Source organism: Streptomyces sp. NPDC005195 (genome assembly GCF_040608315.1).
In the GTDB taxonomy this organism is placed as follows: domain Bacteria; phylum Actinomycetota; class Actinomycetes; order Streptomycetales; family Streptomycetaceae; genus Streptomyces; species Streptomyces kaempferi.
On sequence record NZ_JBEXHZ010000007.1, the window covers coordinates 149,263 to 165,827 of the forward strand.

General features: G+C 71.3%; 15 protein-coding genes and 1 tRNA gene. 6 read left to right on the forward strand and 10 right to left on the reverse strand.

Annotated features, from left to right (window positions below; translation table 11 throughout):
• Positions 1-26 precede the first annotated feature (26 nt).
• The 5 genes from ABZV34_RS11235 (at position 27) to ABZV34_RS11255 (ending at position 7,372) form a co-directional block, all read left to right on the forward strand.
• A complete protein-coding gene (locus ABZV34_RS11235; protein WP_356273542.1) occupies positions 27-767 on the forward strand; it encodes a response regulator transcription factor in 741 nt (246 codons plus the stop codon).
• Positions 764-2,443 (forward strand): HAMP domain-containing sensor histidine kinase, encoded by a 1,680-nt coding sequence (locus ABZV34_RS11240; protein WP_356273544.1) that lies wholly within the window; start codon positions 764-766, stop codon positions 2,441-2,443. Before ABZV34_RS11235 ends, ABZV34_RS11240 begins: the two co-directional genes overlap by 4 nt.
• Before the next feature lie 14 nt (positions 2,444-2,457).
• Positions 2,458-3,996, forward strand: coding sequence for a bifunctional glycosyltransferase family 2/GtrA family protein (locus tag ABZV34_RS11245; protein ID WP_356273546.1), 1,539 nt, complete (start codon positions 2,458-2,460; stop codon positions 3,994-3,996).
• Positions 3,993-6,317, forward strand: coding sequence for a glycosyltransferase family 39 protein (locus ABZV34_RS11250; protein ID WP_356273548.1), 2,325 nt, complete (start codon positions 3,993-3,995; stop codon positions 6,315-6,317). The genes ABZV34_RS11245 and ABZV34_RS11250 overlap by 4 nt, the downstream gene beginning before the upstream one ends.
• Before the next feature lie 269 nt (positions 6,318-6,586).
• A complete protein-coding gene (locus ABZV34_RS11255) occupies positions 6,587-7,372 on the forward strand; it encodes a TetR/AcrR family transcriptional regulator (protein ID WP_356273549.1) in 786 nt (261 codons plus the stop codon).
• Between the two features lie 75 nt (positions 7,373-7,447).
• Here ABZV34_RS11255 and ABZV34_RS11260 read toward each other — a convergent pair whose 3' ends face one another.
• From ABZV34_RS11260 to ABZV34_RS11275, 4 genes are all read right to left on the reverse strand, one after another.
• Positions 7,448-7,918, reverse strand: a complete 471-nt coding sequence (locus ABZV34_RS11260; RefSeq protein WP_356273551.1) for a PPOX class F420-dependent oxidoreductase — start codon at positions 7,916-7,918, stop codon at positions 7,448-7,450.
• 58 nt (positions 7,919-7,976) lie between these two features.
• Positions 7,977-8,798 (reverse strand): YceI family protein, encoded by an 822-nt coding sequence (locus ABZV34_RS11265; protein WP_356273553.1) that lies wholly within the window; start codon positions 8,796-8,798, stop codon positions 7,977-7,979.
• Between the two features lie 90 nt (positions 8,799-8,888).
• A complete protein-coding gene (locus ABZV34_RS11270; RefSeq protein WP_356273555.1) occupies positions 8,889-11,408 on the reverse strand; it encodes an MFS transporter in 2,520 nt (839 codons plus the stop codon).
• 28 nt (positions 11,409-11,436) lie between these two features.
• Complete coding sequence (locus ABZV34_RS11275) at positions 11,437-11,946, reverse strand: MarR family transcriptional regulator (protein ID WP_356273557.1); 510 nt, start codon at positions 11,944-11,946, stop codon at positions 11,437-11,439.
• Between the two features lie 225 nt (positions 11,947-12,171).
• Between ABZV34_RS11275 and ABZV34_RS11280 the strand changes: the two genes are divergently transcribed.
• Positions 12,172-12,372, forward strand: a complete 201-nt coding sequence (locus tag ABZV34_RS11280; RefSeq protein WP_153289730.1) for a hypothetical protein — start codon at positions 12,172-12,174, stop codon at positions 12,370-12,372.
• Between the two features lie 24 nt (positions 12,373-12,396).
• On the opposite strand, the gene ABZV34_RS11285 is transcribed toward ABZV34_RS11280, so the two are convergent.
• From ABZV34_RS11285 to ABZV34_RS11310, 6 genes are all read right to left on the reverse strand, one after another.
• Positions 12,397-12,687, reverse strand: a complete 291-nt coding sequence (locus tag ABZV34_RS11285; RefSeq protein ID WP_356273559.1) for a hypothetical protein — start codon at positions 12,685-12,687, stop codon at positions 12,397-12,399.
• A gap of 562 nt (positions 12,688-13,249) precedes the next feature.
• The gene (locus tag ABZV34_RS11290) at positions 13,250-14,179 is read right to left on the reverse strand and encodes an RNA polymerase sigma factor SigF (RefSeq protein ID WP_356273561.1); all 930 of its coding nucleotides are present in this window, start codon (positions 14,177-14,179) and stop codon (positions 13,250-13,252) included.
• A gap of 244 nt (positions 14,180-14,423) precedes the next feature.
• Complete coding sequence (locus ABZV34_RS11295) at positions 14,424-15,386, reverse strand: RNA polymerase sigma factor SigF (protein ID WP_356273563.1); 963 nt, start codon at positions 15,384-15,386, stop codon at positions 14,424-14,426.
• A 234-nt stretch (positions 15,387-15,620) separates the two neighbouring features.
• On the reverse strand, positions 15,621-15,914 hold the full coding sequence (locus tag ABZV34_RS11300) for a Dabb family protein (protein ID WP_356273564.1): 294 nt from the start codon (positions 15,912-15,914) through the stop codon (positions 15,621-15,623).
• 34 nt (positions 15,915-15,948) lie between these two features.
• On the reverse strand, positions 15,949-16,128 hold the full coding sequence (locus tag ABZV34_RS11305; RefSeq protein WP_356273566.1) for a hypothetical protein: 180 nt from the start codon (positions 16,126-16,128) through the stop codon (positions 15,949-15,951).
• A 348-nt stretch (positions 16,129-16,476) separates the two neighbouring features.
• Positions 16,477-16,561: transfer RNA gene (locus ABZV34_RS11310), tRNA-Ser, on the reverse strand.
• Positions 16,562-16,565 lie beyond the last annotated feature (4 nt).

A 16,565-nucleotide genomic window follows, 5' to 3' on the forward strand; every position in this document is an offset into this window, starting at 1 on the left:
CAGCGTTGCCCAGCAAGGTGTCCGCTATGACCACGACCTCGCCCCAGGGGCGCACCGAACTGCTGAGGCCGGACGGGAGCCCCGTCCGAGTCCTGGTGGTGGACGACGAGCTGTCGATCACCGAACTCCTGTCCATGGCCCTTCGTTACGAGGGGTGGCAGATCCGCAGCGCGGGTGACGGACAGGGCGCGGTGCAGAGCGCGCGCGAGTTCCGGCCCGACGCCGTGGTGCTGGACATGATGCTGCCCGACATGGACGGGCTCGCGGTCCTCGGGCGGCTGCGCCGTGAACTGCCGGACGTGCCCGTCCTCTTCCTCACCGCCAAGGACGCCGTCGAGGACCGCATCGCCGGTCTGACGGCCGGCGGTGACGACTACGTCACCAAGCCGTTCAGCCTGGAAGAGGTCGTGGCCAGGCTGCGCGGACTGATCCGCCGCTCCGGTGCCGCCGACCGGCGCTCCGACTCCACGCTGGTCGTCGGGGACCTCACCCTCGACGAGGACAGCCACGAGGTGTTCCGGGCCGGGGACAACATCCACCTCACCGCGACGGAGTTCGAACTGCTCCGTTTCCTCATGCGCAATCCCCGGCGCGTGCTCAGCAAGGCGCAGATACTCGACCGCGTGTGGTCCTACGACTTCGGCGGCCAGGCCAACGTCGTCGAGCTGTACATCTCGTATCTGCGCCGCAAGATAGACGCGGGGCGCGAGCCGATGATCCACACCCGGCGCGGAGCCGGATACCTGATCAAGCCCGCGGTGTCATGAGCGGACGACGACGGCCGCGTAGACAGGGGCGGGGACGACAGCCGCGCACACTGCGGACGCGGCTCGTCGTCTCCGCGGTGACGCTGATCGCGGTGGTGTGCGCGGTGATCGGCACGGTGACGACGTTCGCCCTGCGGTCGCATCTGTACGAGCAACTGGACGGCACGCTGGGCGAGGTCGCCAAGCGTGCCACCGGCCTGTTCACACCGGGGGGCGGGGACCACGACGGTGACACCGGCGTACCCCCGAACTCCAGGTCCGAGGGCGCCGGCATCGTGTCGGGCGGCGTCTTCGACTTCCTCACCAGGGGGCCGAACCAGGAGGACACCGTCGGCGCCGTCGTGTCGAACGGCGTGATCACCCGCGCGGTCGTCTCCAAGCTGCCGAAGACCACCACCGTCGGCGGTGTCTCGGACATGGGCACGAAGGAACTCGGTGCCGCCCAGAAGGCCGCGCTCGCCGCCGTGCCGAGGACAGGCGCGCACAACGTGGACATCCCGGGCCTCGGCGAGTACCGCGTCGAGTACCAGGAGGGCTTCCGGGGCGCCTACTACGTCGGCATCCCCACCCGGACCGTCACCAACACCGTCAACACCCTGATCCTCGTAGAGGTCAGCGTCACCGGCGCCGGTCTCATCGCCGCGGGCATCGCAGGCAGTGTCCTGGTCGGACTGGCCCTGCGCCCCCTGCGCAAGGTCGCCTCCACCGCCACCCGCGTCTCCGAACTGCCCCTGCACACCGGCGAGGTCACCCTCTACGAGCGGGTCCCGGAGTCGGAGGCCGACCCGCACACCGAGGTCGGCCAGGTCGGCGCCGCGCTCAACCGCATGCTCGACCACGTCCACGGCGCGCTGCACGCCCGTCAGCAGAGCGAGACACGGGTACGGCAGTTCGTCGCGGACGCCAGTCACGAACTGCGTACACCGCTGGCGTCGATCCGCGGGTACGCCGAGCTGACCCGACGCGGACGTGAGGAGACCGGCCCCGACACGCGGCACGCCCTCGGGCGCATCGAGTCCGAGGCCGGCCGGATGACCGGGCTGGTGGAAGACCTGCTGCTGCTCGCGCGCCTCGACGCCGGGCGCCCGCTCCAGTACGACGGCACCGATCTCGTACCGCTCGTCATCGACGCCGTGAGCGACGCACGGGCGGCCGGCCGCGACCACGACTGGCGGCTGGAGCTGCCGGACGAACCCGCGCTCGTCCTCGCGGACGCCGCCCGTCTGCAACAGGTCATGGTCAACCTGTTCGCGAACGCCAGAACGCACACCCCACCCGGTACGACGGTCACCGCACGCGTGCACCGGCACGGACCGTGGCTGTGCGTGGACGTCCAGGACGACGGACCCGGCATCCCGCCCGGCCTGCTGCCCCGCGTCTTCGAACGCTTCGCGCGCGGCGACTCCTCGCGCTCCCGCGCCTCCGGCTCGACGGGCCTGGGGCTCGCCATCGTGCAGGCCGTCGCCTCCGCGCACGGCGGCGCCGTCACCGTCGACAGCGTGCCGGGCCGGACGGTGTTCACCCTGCACCTGCCCGCGCTCCCCGGCGACCCGATCGTGGAAACGACCGGGAACACGACCGGGACGACGACCGGGACGACGACCGGGGAAGCACGGGCGCGGCGGCACTCACAGGCACAGCACAGCACCACCACATGGGTGCAACAGGGCGTCTGACCAGAGTCGTTCCCATGCGAACCGACTCTTCTCCCGGCAACCTGCCGGCGCGGGAGCACCTCCCGGCCGGGTCCGCCGGTACGCCTGTCCTGGACGTAGTGATCCCCGTCTACAACGAGGAGAAGGACCTCCAGCGGTGTGTGGTGAGACTCCACGAGCATCTCAAGCGCACGTTCCCGTACGCGTTCCGCATCACGGTCGCGGACAACGCGTCGACGGACACCACTTCCCGGGTGGCCGCGCGGCTGGAGTCGCGGATACCGGAGGTCCGGTCCTGCCGGCTCGAACAGAAGGGCCGCGGACGCGCGCTGCGCACCGTGTGGTCGGCCTCGGACGCCCCGGTCCTCGCCTACATGGACGTGGACCTGTCCACCGATCTCAACGCCCTGCTGCCGCTGGTGGCCCCGCTGATCTCGGGCCACTCCGACCTCGCCATCGGCTCACGGCTCGCCCGGAGCTCCCGGGTGGTGCGCGGTGCCAAGCGGGAGTTCATCAGCCGTGGCTACAACCTGATCCTGCGCGGCTCGCTGCAGGCGCGCTTCTCGGACGCGCAGTGCGGTTTCAAGGCGATCCGCCGTGATGTCGCGCAGGTGCTGCTGCCGCTGGTCGAGGACACCGGCTGGTTCTTCGACACCGAGATGCTGGTCCTCGCCGAGCGTGCCGGACTGCGTATCCACGAGGTGCCGGTCGACTGGGTCGACGACCCGGACTCGACCGTGCACATCGTGCGGACCGCGACCGACGACCTGAAGGGCGTGTGGCGCGTGGGGCGCGCCCTCGGCACCGGATCGCTGCCGCTGGACCGGCTCGCGCGCCCCTTCGGGGACGACCCGCGCGACCGCGACCTGACCGACGTTCCGGGGGGCCTCGCCCGCCAACTGGTCGGCTTCTGCGTGGTGGGCGCCCTGTCCACGCTCTTCTACCTGCTGCTCTACAGCGGCTTCCGGTCCTTCTCCGGCTCACAGACCGCCAACGCGTTCGCCCTGCTGGTCTCGGCGGTCGCCAACACCGCCGCCAACCGGCGGCTGACCTTCGGGGTCCGCGGCCGGGGCGGCGCGGTCCGCCACCAGGCGCAGGGCCTGGTCGTCTTCGGTATCGGCCTCGCGCTCACCAGCGGATCGCTCGCGGCCCTGAACGCGGCCACGAGCAGTCCGGCGCACTCCACCGAGCTGGCGGTACTGATCGCCGCCAACCTGGCGGCGACGGTGCTGCGGTTCCTGCTCTTCCGCGCCTGGGTCTTCCCCGACCGGCGCGACGGAACGAGTGACGGTACGTCGTCCACGGTGGTGGCGTCGCACACCCCGGCCCCGGACCCGTACGCGACGGTCCCGCCCCGGCAGGGTCGCCGGCATCCACAGGGGTCCCCTCTCCGGGCGGCGACGCGATCACCGCACGACAGCGCGCACGACAGCGCCTACGACAGCGCCTACGACAGCACCCACGACACCGACGAGTTCCGCGCCCGTGACGCCGCGGACCGCACCTGGGGGGACGCCACCATGCAACTGCAGCCGGTGCGCCCGCACGATCACGATCCGAGGGACGCACGATGACCACTCAGCCCGACACGAACTATCAGCCCGACACGAACCGTCAGTCCGACACGGACCGTCGGCCCGACACGCATCCCTCCGCGGACCCGGCTCCCGTGCGACGCCCGCCGACCGGCCAGGGTGATGCGCCCCCGCGAGACCCCTCCGCACCGGGCGTTCTTCCCGGGCCCGGTGAACCCGGGCGGCCCTTCCTCCACCGCGTCCGGCGAGGCCGGCCCGAGGACCCGCGCTGGGTACGCCCCGCCTTCGCCGGCCTGCTCGTCGCCACCGCGCTGCTCTACCTCTACGACCTGAGCGCCTCCGGCTACGCCAACTCCTTCTATTCGGCGGCCGTCCAGGCCGGCAGCCAGAGCTGGAAGGCCTTCTTCTTCGGCTCGCTCGACTCGGCCAACGCCATCACCGTCGACAAGCCCCCGGCCTCGCTGTGGCCGATGGCCCTGTCGGTGCGGGTCTTCGGCCTCAGCTCGTGGGCGATCCTCGTCCCCGAGGTGCTCATGGGCGTCGCCACGGTCGGTGTCCTGTACGCGGCCCTGCGCCGCCGGTTCGGCCCGGCGGCCGGTCTGATCGCGGGCGCGGTCTGTGCGCTGACTCCCGTCGCCGCGCTGATGTTCCGGTTCAACAACCCGGACGCGATGCTCGCGCTGCTGATGACCGTCACGGTCTACTGCGTGATCCGCGCCCTGGAGGACGGCCGGACGAAGTGGCTCGTGTGGGCGGGCGTCGCGGTGGGCTTCGCGTTCCTCGCCAAGACGCTCCAGGCGTTCCTGATCCTGCCGCCGCTGGCCGTGCTGTACGCGGTCTGCGCGCCGGTGAGTCTGCGGAAGCGGTTCGCGCAGATCGGCCTCTCGGCGGGCGCGATGCTCGTCGCCGGCGGCTGGTGGGTCGCGATCGTCGAGCTGTGGCCCGCGTCCTCCCGCCCGTACATCGGCGGCTCGCAGAACAACTCGTTCCTGGAGCTGACCTTCGGATACAACGGTCTCGGCCGCATCAACGGCGACGAGACAGGCAGCGTCGGTGGTGGTGGCGGTGGCGGCGGCACCGGGATGTGGGGCGAGACCGGCTGGAACCGGATGTTCGACTCCGAGATCGGCGGCCAGATCTCCTGGCTGCTCCCGGCGGCCCTGATCCTGCTGGTGGCCGGCCTCGTCCTCACCCGGAAGGCGGGGCGGACCGACCTGACCCGCGGCTCGTTCCTGGCCTGGGGCGGCTCGCTGCTGATGACCATGGCCGTCTTCAGCTACATGGCCGGCATCTTCCACCAGTACTACACGGTGGCCCTGGCCCCCTACCTCGCTGCCGTCGTCGGCATGGGCGCGACGGTGCTGTGGGAGGAGCGGGGGAAGGTGTGGGCGTCGCTCACCCTGGCCGGTGCGGTCACCGCGTCCGCGGCCTGGGGGTACGTCCTCCTCAACCGCACCTCCGACTACCTGCCCTGGCTCAAGTGGCTGGTCCTCGTCGGTGGTCTGACGGGCGCGCTCGGCCTGGTCTTCGTGACCAGGCTCGGACGCCGACTGGCGCTCACGGCCGCTGGGCTGGGCCTCGTGGCCGCGGTCGCGGGACCGACGGCGTACACGCTCTCCACGGTGAACACCGGGCATTCCGGCTCCATCGTGACGGCCGGTCCGTCCGGGGCGAGCACGATGGGCGGCCGCGGCGGTCCCGGCGGCGGCGGTATGCGGGGCGGTTTCCCCGGCGGCGGCCAGAACCAGCCGAACGGCAACGGCACCCAGCAGAACGGCCAGCAGAACGGCCAACAGAACGGGCAGCAGGGCGGTGGCACGGGCGGGCCCCCGACGGGCGGCACCGGTGGCTTCCCCGGCGGGAGCCGGCAGGGCAACGGGAACACCCAGGGCAACGGCGGTACCCAGGGCCCGAACCAGCAGGGCGGCATGCCCGGCGGTGGCACGGGCGACGCCCGCATGGGCGCGGGCGGCGCGGGCGGTCTGCTGAACGGCGCGAACGTCAGCTCCGCGGCGAGGACGCTGCTGTCGAAGAACGCCGACGACTACACCTGGGCGGCCGCGGCCGTCGGCTCCCAGAACTCGGCGAGCTACCAACTGTCCACCGGAAAGCCGGTGATGGCGATCGGCGGCTTCAACGGCACCGATCCGTCCCCGACCCTGGCCCAGTTCAAGAAGTACGTGGCCGACGGCAGGATCCACTACTTCATCTCGGGCGGTGGCATGGGTGGCGGTATGGGCGGCGGCGCCTCGGGCACCACCTCCGCCTCCTCCCGGATCAGCTCGTGGGTCACGGCCAACTTCAAGAAGGTGACCGTCGGTTCGGCCACCTTCTACGACCTGACGCGGCCGACGAGCTGACGAACCGACCCCGACGGCCCTCACCGGGCGGTGGCCCGGAGCGTTCGAGCTCCGGGCCACCGCTCGCTTCCGTTCCGTGCCTCGCCGGCGGCACCGGGATCGGGATCGGCGGGACTGCCCGGCCGCGGCGTTGCTACGGCGTACGGAGAGGGCAGATTCCGCGAGGGCGGCTTCCGCGCGACGCGCGCTTAGCATCGGGGAGGACGGACCCGAGCGTTCCGGACCGCCGTCGCGAGTGACCGCAGTCCCCGTTCCGAGGAAGGTACGCCATGGTGAGGGCAGCCGGCCGGGCCGAGCGCCCGGCGCGGACCAGTGTCTGGCTGGAGGGAAAGGCCCCCCGGGGCGGTGCGGCACGCGGCGGTGGTCAGCCCTCGGGGCTCGACCGGGACCGGATCACCGAGGTCACGGTACGGCTGCTGGACGCCGAGGGGATGGCGCGGTTCTCCATGCGACGGCTGGCCGCCGAACTGAACGTCACCGCGATGTCCCTCTACTGGTACGTGGACACCAAGGACGACCTGCTCGAACTCGCCCTCGACGCGGTCTTCGGCGAACTGGGGCTGCCCGAGGCCGGGTCGGGCGAGGACTGGCGCGACCAGCTGCGGTCCGTGGCCGCCGGCTACCGCGCGCTGCTGGTCCGGCACCCCTGGGTGTCACCGCTCATCGGCACGTTCCTGAACATCGGCCCGCACTCCATGGCCTTCTCGCTCTGCGTCCAGAAGGTGGTCCGCAGCACGGGCCTGCCCCCGCACGGCCAGATGGGCGCACTCTCGGCGGTCTTCCAGTTCGTGTACGGGTTCGGCACCATCGAGGGCCACTTCGTGCAGCGCTGCGCCTCGGCGGGCATGAGCCAGGAGGAGTACTTCCGCCAGGCCATGAGCACGATCAGCGAACAGCCGCGGTTCTCGGTCACCTTCGAGAGCGCCGCGGACCTGATGGAGGCCCGCGGCGGCGACACGGTCGAGGAGATGCGCGAACGGGACTTCACGTTCGCCCTGGAGACGCTGATCGCGGGCATCGAGACCATGGTGGCCCGCGGCGCGGACACCGCCTAGGACCGGCGCGGACACCGCCTGGTACCGGGGCGGACCTCGCCCGCCGCGGCACCCGCGGCTCCGGAGTGCTCCCGGCTACTCCTGGGACGCCAGACGCGCGGGGAAACCGCCCGTCGCGACCGGACCCCACTTCTCGGGCGTGATCCGGATGATCGACTTCCCCTGCTTGAGCATCGCCGCGCGGTACTCGTCCCAGTCCGGGTGCTCGCCCGCGATGTTCCGGTAGTACTCGACGAGCGGTTCGACGGAGTCCGGCGGGTCGATGACCTCGGCGGTGCCGTCGATCTGGACCCACGGCCCGTTCCACTCGTCGCTCAGCACGATCAGGCTGACCCGCTCGTCCCGCTTGGCGTTGCGGGTCTTGGCGCGCTCGGGGTACGTCGAGAGGACGACGCGGCCGGCGTCGTCGACCCCGCAGGTCAACGGCGAGCCCTGGGGGCTGCCGTCGGCCCGGCGGGTGAGCAGGACGGCGCGGTGGCGGGGGCGGACGAAGTCGAGCAGTTCGTCGCGGGATACGGAGGTGTTCGTCGCGATGTTCGGTGCCATGAGGGCAGCCTAAGGGCTGTCCCGCGCCCGGGAACGGGGCGCCGCGGGGGGTGTCACCTCACATCTGGGGCAGCGTCCCGCCCTGCACCGCCTGTACGTCCAGCTCCACCTTCAGGGTGGTGCCGATCGCGGAGATGCCCGCCTGGACGACCTGGTTGTAGTTCATCGCGAAGTCCTCGCGGTGGAGTTGTGCCGTCGCCCGGAAGGCCGCGCGGGTGCCGCCCCACGGGTCCGCGCCGGTGCCCAGATAGGCGAGGTCCAGGTCGACCGGGCGCACGACGCCGTGCAGGGTGAGTTCGCCGTGGACGGTCCAGCGGTCGGAGCCGGCCGGGGTCAGGCCGCTGGAACGGTAGGTGATCAGCGGGTACGTCTCGACGTCCAGGAAGTCGGGGGACCTCAGGTGGCCGTCGCGCATCCCGTTGCCGGTGTCGATGGAGGCCGCCTGGATCACCGCCTCCACCCGGGACTTGGCCACCTCGTCCGGGGCGATCTCGATGGTGCCCGCGAAGTCGGTGAACCGGCCGTGCACGCTGGAGATCCCCAGGTGCTGGGCGACGGCCCCCACCGAGGAGTGGGCGGGATCGACGGTCCACGGGCCGGGCGGCGGCAGCTCGGTGCCGCCCTGCCGGGCGAGGACCACGGTGCCGACCTCGGCCCGTCCGCCCGCCGTGACGATCGCGCTGGAGGCGGCGGGCGCGTACCCGACCGCGGTGACGATCACGGTGTACGCGCCGGGCGTCAGCGCACCCGCGTCCCGTACGGCGCCCTCGGCGTCCGCCTCCGCCCGCAGCACCTGTGTCCCGGTCATGTCGGTCACCGTGACGACCGCGTGCGACACGGCCCATCCGTCCCGCGTACGAATCCGTGCGGTCAGTCCCATCCCGTTTCTCCTGCCTGTCTTGCACATGAACCGGCCCGTGGGAGCACGGCCTCCGTTCGGAGCGCGCGTCCCACGGGCCGGGGTTTCCTGTTACTCGCCGGGGTGGGCGAGTTCGATGTCGTGGTCGTCGACCCCGCGACCGCCGACGGTCAGCGCGGTGGCCACCGGCGGGTAACCCGTCGCGATGACCGTGTACTCGCCGCCGTCCAGGTCGGTGAAGGCGTACGCGCCGTCCGTGCCGGTGCGCGCCGTACCGATCACGTTCCCGGCCGCGTCGACCAGCGTGACCCGCGCGTCGGGCAGCGGGCCGCCGGGCGCCCGTACGACGCCCTGGAGCTGGGCGCCGGCGCGGAGTTCGACCTCGACCCGGGTGACTCCGGCGCCGCCGACCTCGACGGGCAGCGCCTGCGGACGGTGTCCCGCCGCGTTCGCCGCGACGGTCACGGGTCCGGGCACCAGCTCGGCGAAACCGAACTCGCCCTGCTCACCGGTGGTCCCGGTGGCCAGCACGTCGCCGCGCACATCGGTCACGATGACCATGGCGTCCTTGACCGGGGTCCCGGTGCCGGCGGCCCGCACGAGCCCGCTCAGACCGCTCGTGCCGCTCAGCAGGATGTCGTACGCCACCGGTTCGCCGTTCACGACGACCGTCGAGGCCTGCGGCTGGAAACCGTCGGCGGAGGCGATCAGGACGTACGAACCCGTGCCGGGCGCGTCCACCGCGTAGGAGCCGTCGGCCTGTGCGACCGACCGGCCCAGCTGCCGTCCCGCGAGCGAGATCAGCGTGACCGCGGCCCGCGGCACCGGCGCGCTCTCGGCGCCGCGGACGTGACCGCGGACCGGGATTCCGGCGGAGGGTGCCGGGGCGCTCTCCCGTGTCGCCGTGGCGACGGCGGCGAGCCGCTGGGTGCCCTCCGGCGCGGACTCGGTCCGCGTGCCGGTGCCCGTCGCGGGGACGGCGCGGCCCGGCGCCTCCTGTTCGGCGGCGACGGCGGGAACCCCCGCGTCGGCCTGCGCGGCCTGGGCCGCCTGCGCCAGCGCGCCCGAGGTCCGCAGCGGGACCTCCTTGATGAACAGCATGACGAAGAAGGCGAGCAGCGCCAGCGCGGAGGCGATCATGAAGACGTCCGCGATGCCGTGGCCGTACGCGCTCTCCAGGAGGGTGCGCAGCGGGGCGGGCAGGGCGTCCATGTCCGGGATGGTGCCGGTGCCGGAAGAGGCCGCCGCGGCCGCGTACTTGGGGTCGAGGCCGGTCAGGCCGTCCTTGACGTAGTCGGTGATCCGGGTGGACATGATCGCGCCCAGCGCGGAGACGCCGATCGCGCCGCCGAGGGAGCGGAAGAACGTCACCGTGGAGCTGGCGGAGCCGAGGTCGGACGGCGCCACCTGGTTCTGCGTGGACAGCACCAGGTTCTGCATCGTCATACCGATGCCGAGGCCCAGCAGCGCCATGAAGATCGCGACGTGCCAGTAGGCCGTGTCGTAGCGGATGGTGCCCAGCAGGCCCAGGCCCGCGGTGATCAGGGCGCCACCGCTGACCAGCCAGTACTTCCAGCGGCCGGTCTTGGTGATGACCTGGCCGGAGACCGTGGAGGCGATGAACAGGCCGCCGATCATCGGGATGGTCATGACGCCCGACATCGTCGGGGACTTGTCACGGGCCAGCTGGAAGTACTGGCTGAAGAAGACCGTGCCGGTGAACATCGCGACGCCCACGAAGAGCGAGGCGAGGGAGGAGAGGGTGATGGTGCGGTTGCGGAACAGCCGCAGCGGGATGATCGGCTCGCTCGCCTTGGACTCGACGAGCACGAAGAGCGCGCCGAGGAGGATCGCGCCGCCGACCAACGCGGCGGTCTGCCACGACATCCAGTCGTACTTGTCGCCGGCGAAGGTGACCCAGACCAGCAGCAGCGAGACCGCGGCCGAGACGAAGAACGCGCCGCCCCAGTCCACCTTCACCTCCCGCTTCACGACGGGCAGGTGCAGGGTCTTCTGCAGCACGATGAGCGCGATGACCGCGAACGGCACACCGACGTAGAAGCACCAGCGCCAGCCGAGCCACGAGGTGTCGGTGATGACGCCGCCGAGCAGCGGACCGCCGACGGTTGCGACGGCGAAGGTCGCGCCGAGGTAGCCGGAGTAGCGGCCGCGCTCGCGCGGGGAGATCATCGCCGCCATGACGATCTGGGCGAGGGCGGACAGACCGCCGACGCCGATGCCCTGGACCACGCGGCAGGCGATCAGCATGCCGGCGTTCTGCGACAGGCCCGCGGCGGCGGATCCGAGGACGTAGATGATCAGGGCTATCTGTACGAGCGCCTTCTTGCTGTACAGGTCGGAGAGCTTGCCCCACAGGGGCGTGGCCGCGGTCATGGAGAGCAGTGCGGCGGTGACGACCCAGGTGTAGGCGGACTGGCCGCCGCCCAGGTCGCCGACGATCTCGGGCAGGGCGTTGGTGACGATCGTCGACGACAGGATCGCGACGAACATGCCGAGGAGCAGCCCGGAGAGCGCCTCCATGATCTGCCGGTGTGTCATCGGAGTGCCGTCGGAGGACCCACCTCCGTGCTTGGCGTGAGCCCGCACACCGGCTGGTGTGGTCGTTGCCATGGGCTTCCTTCTCTAGTGCTTCGTGCGCTTACGCGGGTGTACGGGTGGTGGTCGGTGCGGGTGCGTGGACTGTCTGGGCTTCCGCGGGCCAGGGGGGCCGCTGGGTGGCGCGGCAGTCGCCGAAGCTCTCGCGCAGCCGGCCCATCAGGTGGCTGAGCAGCCCGACCTCCTGGTCGGACCAGTCGCTGAGCCGGTCGGCGAAGAGCTGTGAGGAGCGCTGGGAGAGCTCGTCGAGGCGCGCCTGCCCGGCGCCGGTGAGACGCAGGATGCGTGAGCGCTTGTCGGCCGGGTCGGGGAGGCGTTCGATCCAGCCCCGGTCGGCGACATGCGCGACATGGCGGCTGGTCACGGACATGTCCACGGAGAGCAGCTCGGCGAGCTTGCTCATCCGCATGTCGCCGTGGCGGCCCAGCAGCGTCAGCACGGCGGCGGAACCCGCCGGGCAGTCGTGCGGCAGGATCCGCGCCAGCTCCCTCTTCACGGCGCCGATGGCACTGAGCTGACGAGCCAGCTCCTCGTACTGCGCCCGCTCGGCCATCGCCCCTCCATATTCGTTGCTTGGGGCAACCATAAATGCAGTTGGTTGCTGCAGGCAAACGAAACGGTCCCCGCCGGGATAAAAACATGGCAAAGGCACGTATTGGCGAACGTAAACTTGCTGGTCGAGGGGGTGCCGAACTGAGAGTCCACTGTGAGGCCCGGTCGCGCACTGGAGGGGCCCCGCACTTGGGCGAGCTCCGGCTATTCGCTAGGGTCCTGGGCCATGGCAAACACCCAGGGCCCCGAGGGCAACTACGACCCCGCGGGTAGCACCCAGATGTTCCGCGCTTTCGTCGACGAGGGCCCCCAGGCCCGTCAGCAGCAGCAGGTGGCCGCTCCGGCGGGTCCCCGCATCGGCCTCATCATCGGCATCGTCGTCGCCGTGGCGGTCGTGGCCGCCGTGGCATGGCTCGCCCTGTCGTGACGGCGCCCCGCCGGTAGCGGCGGGTCACTTCCACTGGACGGACACGTCCAGCGTCTCGACGTGCATGCCCCACGGCACACGCCAGGCGTCGACGCACACCGTCCAGGAGTTCGTCCTGCCCGCTCCCGGGGCGATCGGCGCGGGCAGGTCCCGCGTCGACCCGATCGTGGCCCAGTCGATCCCGAGCGCCCCGATGATGTGTGTCCCGAGGGTCACCGTGCCCGAACGGACCGCGGTGCCCCCGGTGTTGCGGAAGGAGAGGGTCACCTTCTCGCACCAGCGCGGACCGGCGGCCTCCCGCTCGGGCGCGCTCACCACGACGGCGGCGGGCGACGGCGTGGACGGTGCCGAGCGCGTCGGCGGGGCAGGCGTCGGTGTACTGCCGGAGCTCGCCCGCGCGTGCCCCGGGCCGCCGCCCGCGCCGGGAGGCGCCGGAGTACCGCCGTTCCCGGCGCCACTGCCCGCCCCCTTTCCCGTGAGGCCCTTTCCCGTGAGGCCCTTTCCCGCGAGGCCCGGTGGCGGTCCCGGACTCCCGGCGGCCGGAGCCGTCCCGTCGCCGGCCGCCCCGGTGCCGGCGGGGGCCCTTCCCGGGCCCGAAGCTCCTTCCCCGGCCAGGGGGGCCAGGGAGACGTCCCCGGTGGGGGCCACGGCCCTCCCGGACCCCCCGGGCACTCCCGCCGCGACATGGCCGCCGCTCCCGCCGCTCCCGCAGGCGGTCAGCACGGCGCCCAGACACACCAAAGCCGTCGAGGCGCCCACCAGGGCGCCTCGACGGCCAGGATCACAAGTCGCTCGACCCGCTCGACGCATCGCGCCAGTGTGACTGACGGTGCGTCAATTATGAAGACTCGGAGGGTTGTTCTTCCGTGCCGGCTCCTCAGTCGGAGATGAGTCCTTCCCGCAGCTGGGCGAGGGTCCGGGTGAGCAGCCGGGAGACGTGCATCTGGGAGATACCGACCTCCTCGCCGATCTGCGACTGGGTCATGTTCGCGAAGAAGCGCAGCATGATGATGCGGCGCTCGCGGGGCGGGAGCTTGGCGAGCAGCGGCTTCAGCGACTCGCGGTACTCGACGCCCTCCAGGGCCGTGTCCTCGTAGCCGAGGCGGTCCGCGAGGGAGCCCTCGCCGCCGTCGTCCTCGGGGGCCGGCGAGTCCAGCGAGGACGCCGTGTACGCGTTGCCCACGGCCAGGCCGTCGACCACGTCCTCCTCGGACACGCCGAGTACGGTGGCGAGTTCGGCGACCGTCGGGGAGCGGTCGAGCTTCTGGGAGAGCTCGTCGCTGGCCTTGGTGAGGGCGAGCCGCAGCTCCTGGAGGCGGCGCGGCACCCGGACCGACCACGACGTGTCGCGGAAGAAGCGCTTGATCTCGCCCACGACGGTGGGCATCGCGAACGTCGGGAACTCCACCCCGCGTTCGCAGTCGAAGCGGTCGATCGCCTTGATCAGGCCGATGGTGCCGACCTGGACGATGTCCTCCATCGGCTCGTTGCGGGAGCGGAAGCGGGCCGCCGCGTACCGGACGAGCGGGAGGTTCAGCTCGATGAGTGTGTCCCGTACGTAGCCGCGCTCCGGGCTGTTCTCACCGAGTGCGGCGAGCCGCAGGAACAGGGAGCGGGACAGGGTGCGGGTGTCGATGGCTTCCGAGGTCGGAGCGGCCTGGGCGGCCGGAGCGGCCGGGACGGCGTCCGGGGCCGGAAGGGCCGATACGTCGACCATGTCGACGACGTCGACTGCGTGAAGCGCGTCGGGCTCCGAGTCGCTCTTCGTGAGCGTGAGCACCTTCGAGCTGCCCTGGTCTGCGGACATGCCACCCCCTTTGGGTCGCGGACGGTCGCGGCGGACGCTCCCGTCGGAGGAACGCAGCCTCCACCTGAATACCGGTCGGGAGGCCACGGCAAACGCGCTTCCGGCAGAATGTCACATGTCGGCAACGCGCTGTAGTGACATGTCGACATGGAGAGGGTGAATCGGCCCTGGAAAATGGGGGTCTGACTGCTTTTCGCGGGTGAACGGACGGAAAAGGAACCTCTGAGCGATTCGCTCTTACCGGTTACGCCTCGATCCTGTTTGCGGATCGGAGTCGTGCGAAGCTGCGGGCGAGGAGTCTTGACACATGCATCTGGGAAACGCCCAGCTCGGCGCTGATCTGTGACTGCGTCAGATTGCTGTAGTAGCGCAGCAGGAGGATCCGCTGTTCGCGTTCGGGCAGTTGCACGAGCAGGTGCCGGACGAGGTCGCGGTGTTCCACCCCGTCGAGCGCGGGGTCCTCGTAGCCGAGCCGGTCGAGCAGTCCCGGCAGTCCGTCGCCCTCCTGGGCCGCCTCCAGGGAGGTCGCGTGGTACGAGCGCCCGGCCTCGATGCAGGACAGCACCTCCTCCTCGGTGATGCGCAGCCGCTCGGCGATCTCGGCGGTCGTGGGTGTGCGCCCGAAGGCCGTCGTCAGGTCCTCGGTGGCGCTGTTCACCTGCACCCACAGCTCGTGCAGCCGACGGGGTACGTGGACGGTGCGGACGTTGTCGCGGAAGTACCGCTTGATCTCGCCGACGACCGTCGGCATCGCGAAGGTCGGGAACTGCACGCCCCGCTCCGGGTCGAAGCGGTCGATCGCGTTGATGAGGCCGATGGTCCCGACCTGGACCACGTCCTCCATGGGCTCGTTGCGGCTGCGGAAGCGGGCGGCGGCGTAGCGGACGAGCGGCAGGTTCGCCTCGATGAGCGCCCCGCGTACGCGGTCGTGCTCCGCGGTGCCCGGCTCCAGCGTCTTGAGGCGGCCGAAGAGCACCTGGGTGAGAGCCCGGGTGTCGGCACCGCGGCGGCGCTCGGGGGCGGCTTCCTGGAACGGGGCCTGCTCCTCCTCAGGGGCGCGCTCCTGCTCCGGTGCCCGCTCCTGGAGCGGCGACGGCTGTTCCAGGACCTGGGCCCGCTCCTGGGGAGGCGCCGGCTGTTCCAGGAGGGGGGCCCGCTCCAGGGGAGGCGCCTGTTCGTGGAGCGGGGCCCGCTCCGGAAGCGCCATCGGTTCCTGGGGCGGTGCTTGAGGCGCAGTACTGGCCGGCACGGTCAACTCCACCTCTGTCATCCGTCAGATCCGTCAACTCATCCGTCAAAAGCGGTCATAGCATCACAAGACATGTGCACTGTGTGCAAGCACCGCATAAAGCCGTGTTGAGCGGGAATGGTGGAGAGTTGGGGGCCCGTGACGCGGAGAAGCCCCCCGCCGGTCGTGGCGAGGGGCTCCGGGGCGCGTGGCTCAGAACGGGTAGTCGGCGATCACCCAGGTCGCGAACTCGCGCCACAGCGCGACGCCGGCCTGATGCGCCGGATGCTCCAAGTACCGCTGCAGGGCGTCCGCGTCGTCGACCGCGGAGTTGATCGCGAAGTCGTACGCGACGGGCCGGTCGGTGATGTTCCAGCCGCATTCCCAGAACCGGAGATCGGGGATCAGGTCGCCGAGCGCGCGGAAGGCGGCCGCGCCCTCGACGACGCGCGGGTCGTCGCGTTCGACGCCCTCGTCGAGCTTGAAGAGGACCAGATGGCGGATCACGGGCACTCCCTGGTGGCGCGGCGCGGGTCCCCGCTCAGTTCTTGGCTCCGTCGGCGATCCACGTCATGAAGTCGCCGACGGACCGAGCGGCGGTCGAAATGCCCTCAAATCCTATCTGGACGTAGTCGGCCGCCTTCGCCGGATCCGTGATGATCACGTACAGCGCGAAGACCACGACCACATAGACGGCGATCTTCTTCGAATTCACCGCCATCGCGGCCTCCCCTGTGACTGCTGCGCCCGGTGGGCCCCCTGTTGCCGGCGGCGAGTGTAACCTTCACGCCCTTTTTATGGACCAACGGCCTGCTGGCCGGGACCTTTTGCCGGTCCCGCTCGCGGCCGTCGAGGCGCAGGATGGAGCCGAGTCCGGCGGTCGGGAGCCCGCAGGGCCGGGGACGGACCTCACTGCGGGGTCCACGCCACGGGATTCCTCCGAACCCGCGGCGCGGACTCGAGGCCCGCCCTCGCCGGGGCGGCGGCGTGTCCCGCACGTCGCTTCCCCCGGCCCCCAGTGGCGGGATACGCACAAAGGGCCCCGTCTTTCGACGGGGCCCTCATCAAGCGGTAGCGGAGGGATTTGAACCCTCGGTGACTTGCGCCACACTCGCTTTCGAGGCGAGCTCCTTCGGCCGCTCGGACACGCTACCGAGG

Coding starts and splice junctions, on each gene's coding strand:
- ABZV34_RS11275 (WP_356273557.1), bottom strand. CDS start 11,946: ATGGCCGAGCGGGCGCAGTACGAGGAGCTGGCTCGTCAGCTCAGTGCC.
- ABZV34_RS11260 (WP_356273551.1), bottom strand. CDS start 7,918: ATGGCACCGAACATCGCGACGAACACCTCCGTATCCCGCGACGAACTG.
- ABZV34_RS11305 (WP_356273566.1), bottom strand. CDS start 16,128: ATGGCGGTGAATTCGAAGAAGATCGCCGTCTATGTGGTCGTGGTCTTC.
- ABZV34_RS11280 (WP_153289730.1), top strand. CDS start 12,172: ATGGCAAACACCCAGGGCCCCGAGGGCAACTACGACCCCGCGGGTAGC.
- ABZV34_RS11235 (WP_356273542.1), top strand. CDS start 27: ATGACCACGACCTCGCCCCAGGGGCGCACCGAACTGCTGAGGCCGGAC.
- ABZV34_RS11295 (WP_356273563.1), bottom strand. CDS start 15,386: ATGGCGCTTCCGGAGCGGGCCCCGCTCCACGAACAGGCGCCTCCCCTG.
- ABZV34_RS11265 (WP_356273553.1), bottom strand. CDS start 8,798: ATGGGACTGACCGCACGGATTCGTACGCGGGACGGATGGGCCGTGTCG.
- ABZV34_RS11255 (WP_356273549.1), top strand. CDS start 6,587: ATGGTGAGGGCAGCCGGCCGGGCCGAGCGCCCGGCGCGGACCAGTGTC.
- ABZV34_RS11290 (WP_356273561.1), bottom strand. CDS start 14,179: ATGTCCGCAGACCAGGGCAGCTCGAAGGTGCTCACGCTCACGAAGAGC.
- ABZV34_RS11250 (WP_356273548.1), top strand. CDS start 3,993: ATGACCACTCAGCCCGACACGAACTATCAGCCCGACACGAACCGTCAG.
- ABZV34_RS11270 (WP_356273555.1), bottom strand. CDS start 11,408: ATGGCAACGACCACACCAGCCGGTGTGCGGGCTCACGCCAAGCACGGA.
- ABZV34_RS11245 (WP_356273546.1), top strand. CDS start 2,458: ATGCGAACCGACTCTTCTCCCGGCAACCTGCCGGCGCGGGAGCACCTC.
- ABZV34_RS11240 (WP_356273544.1), top strand. CDS start 764: ATGAGCGGACGACGACGGCCGCGTAGACAGGGGCGGGGACGACAGCCG.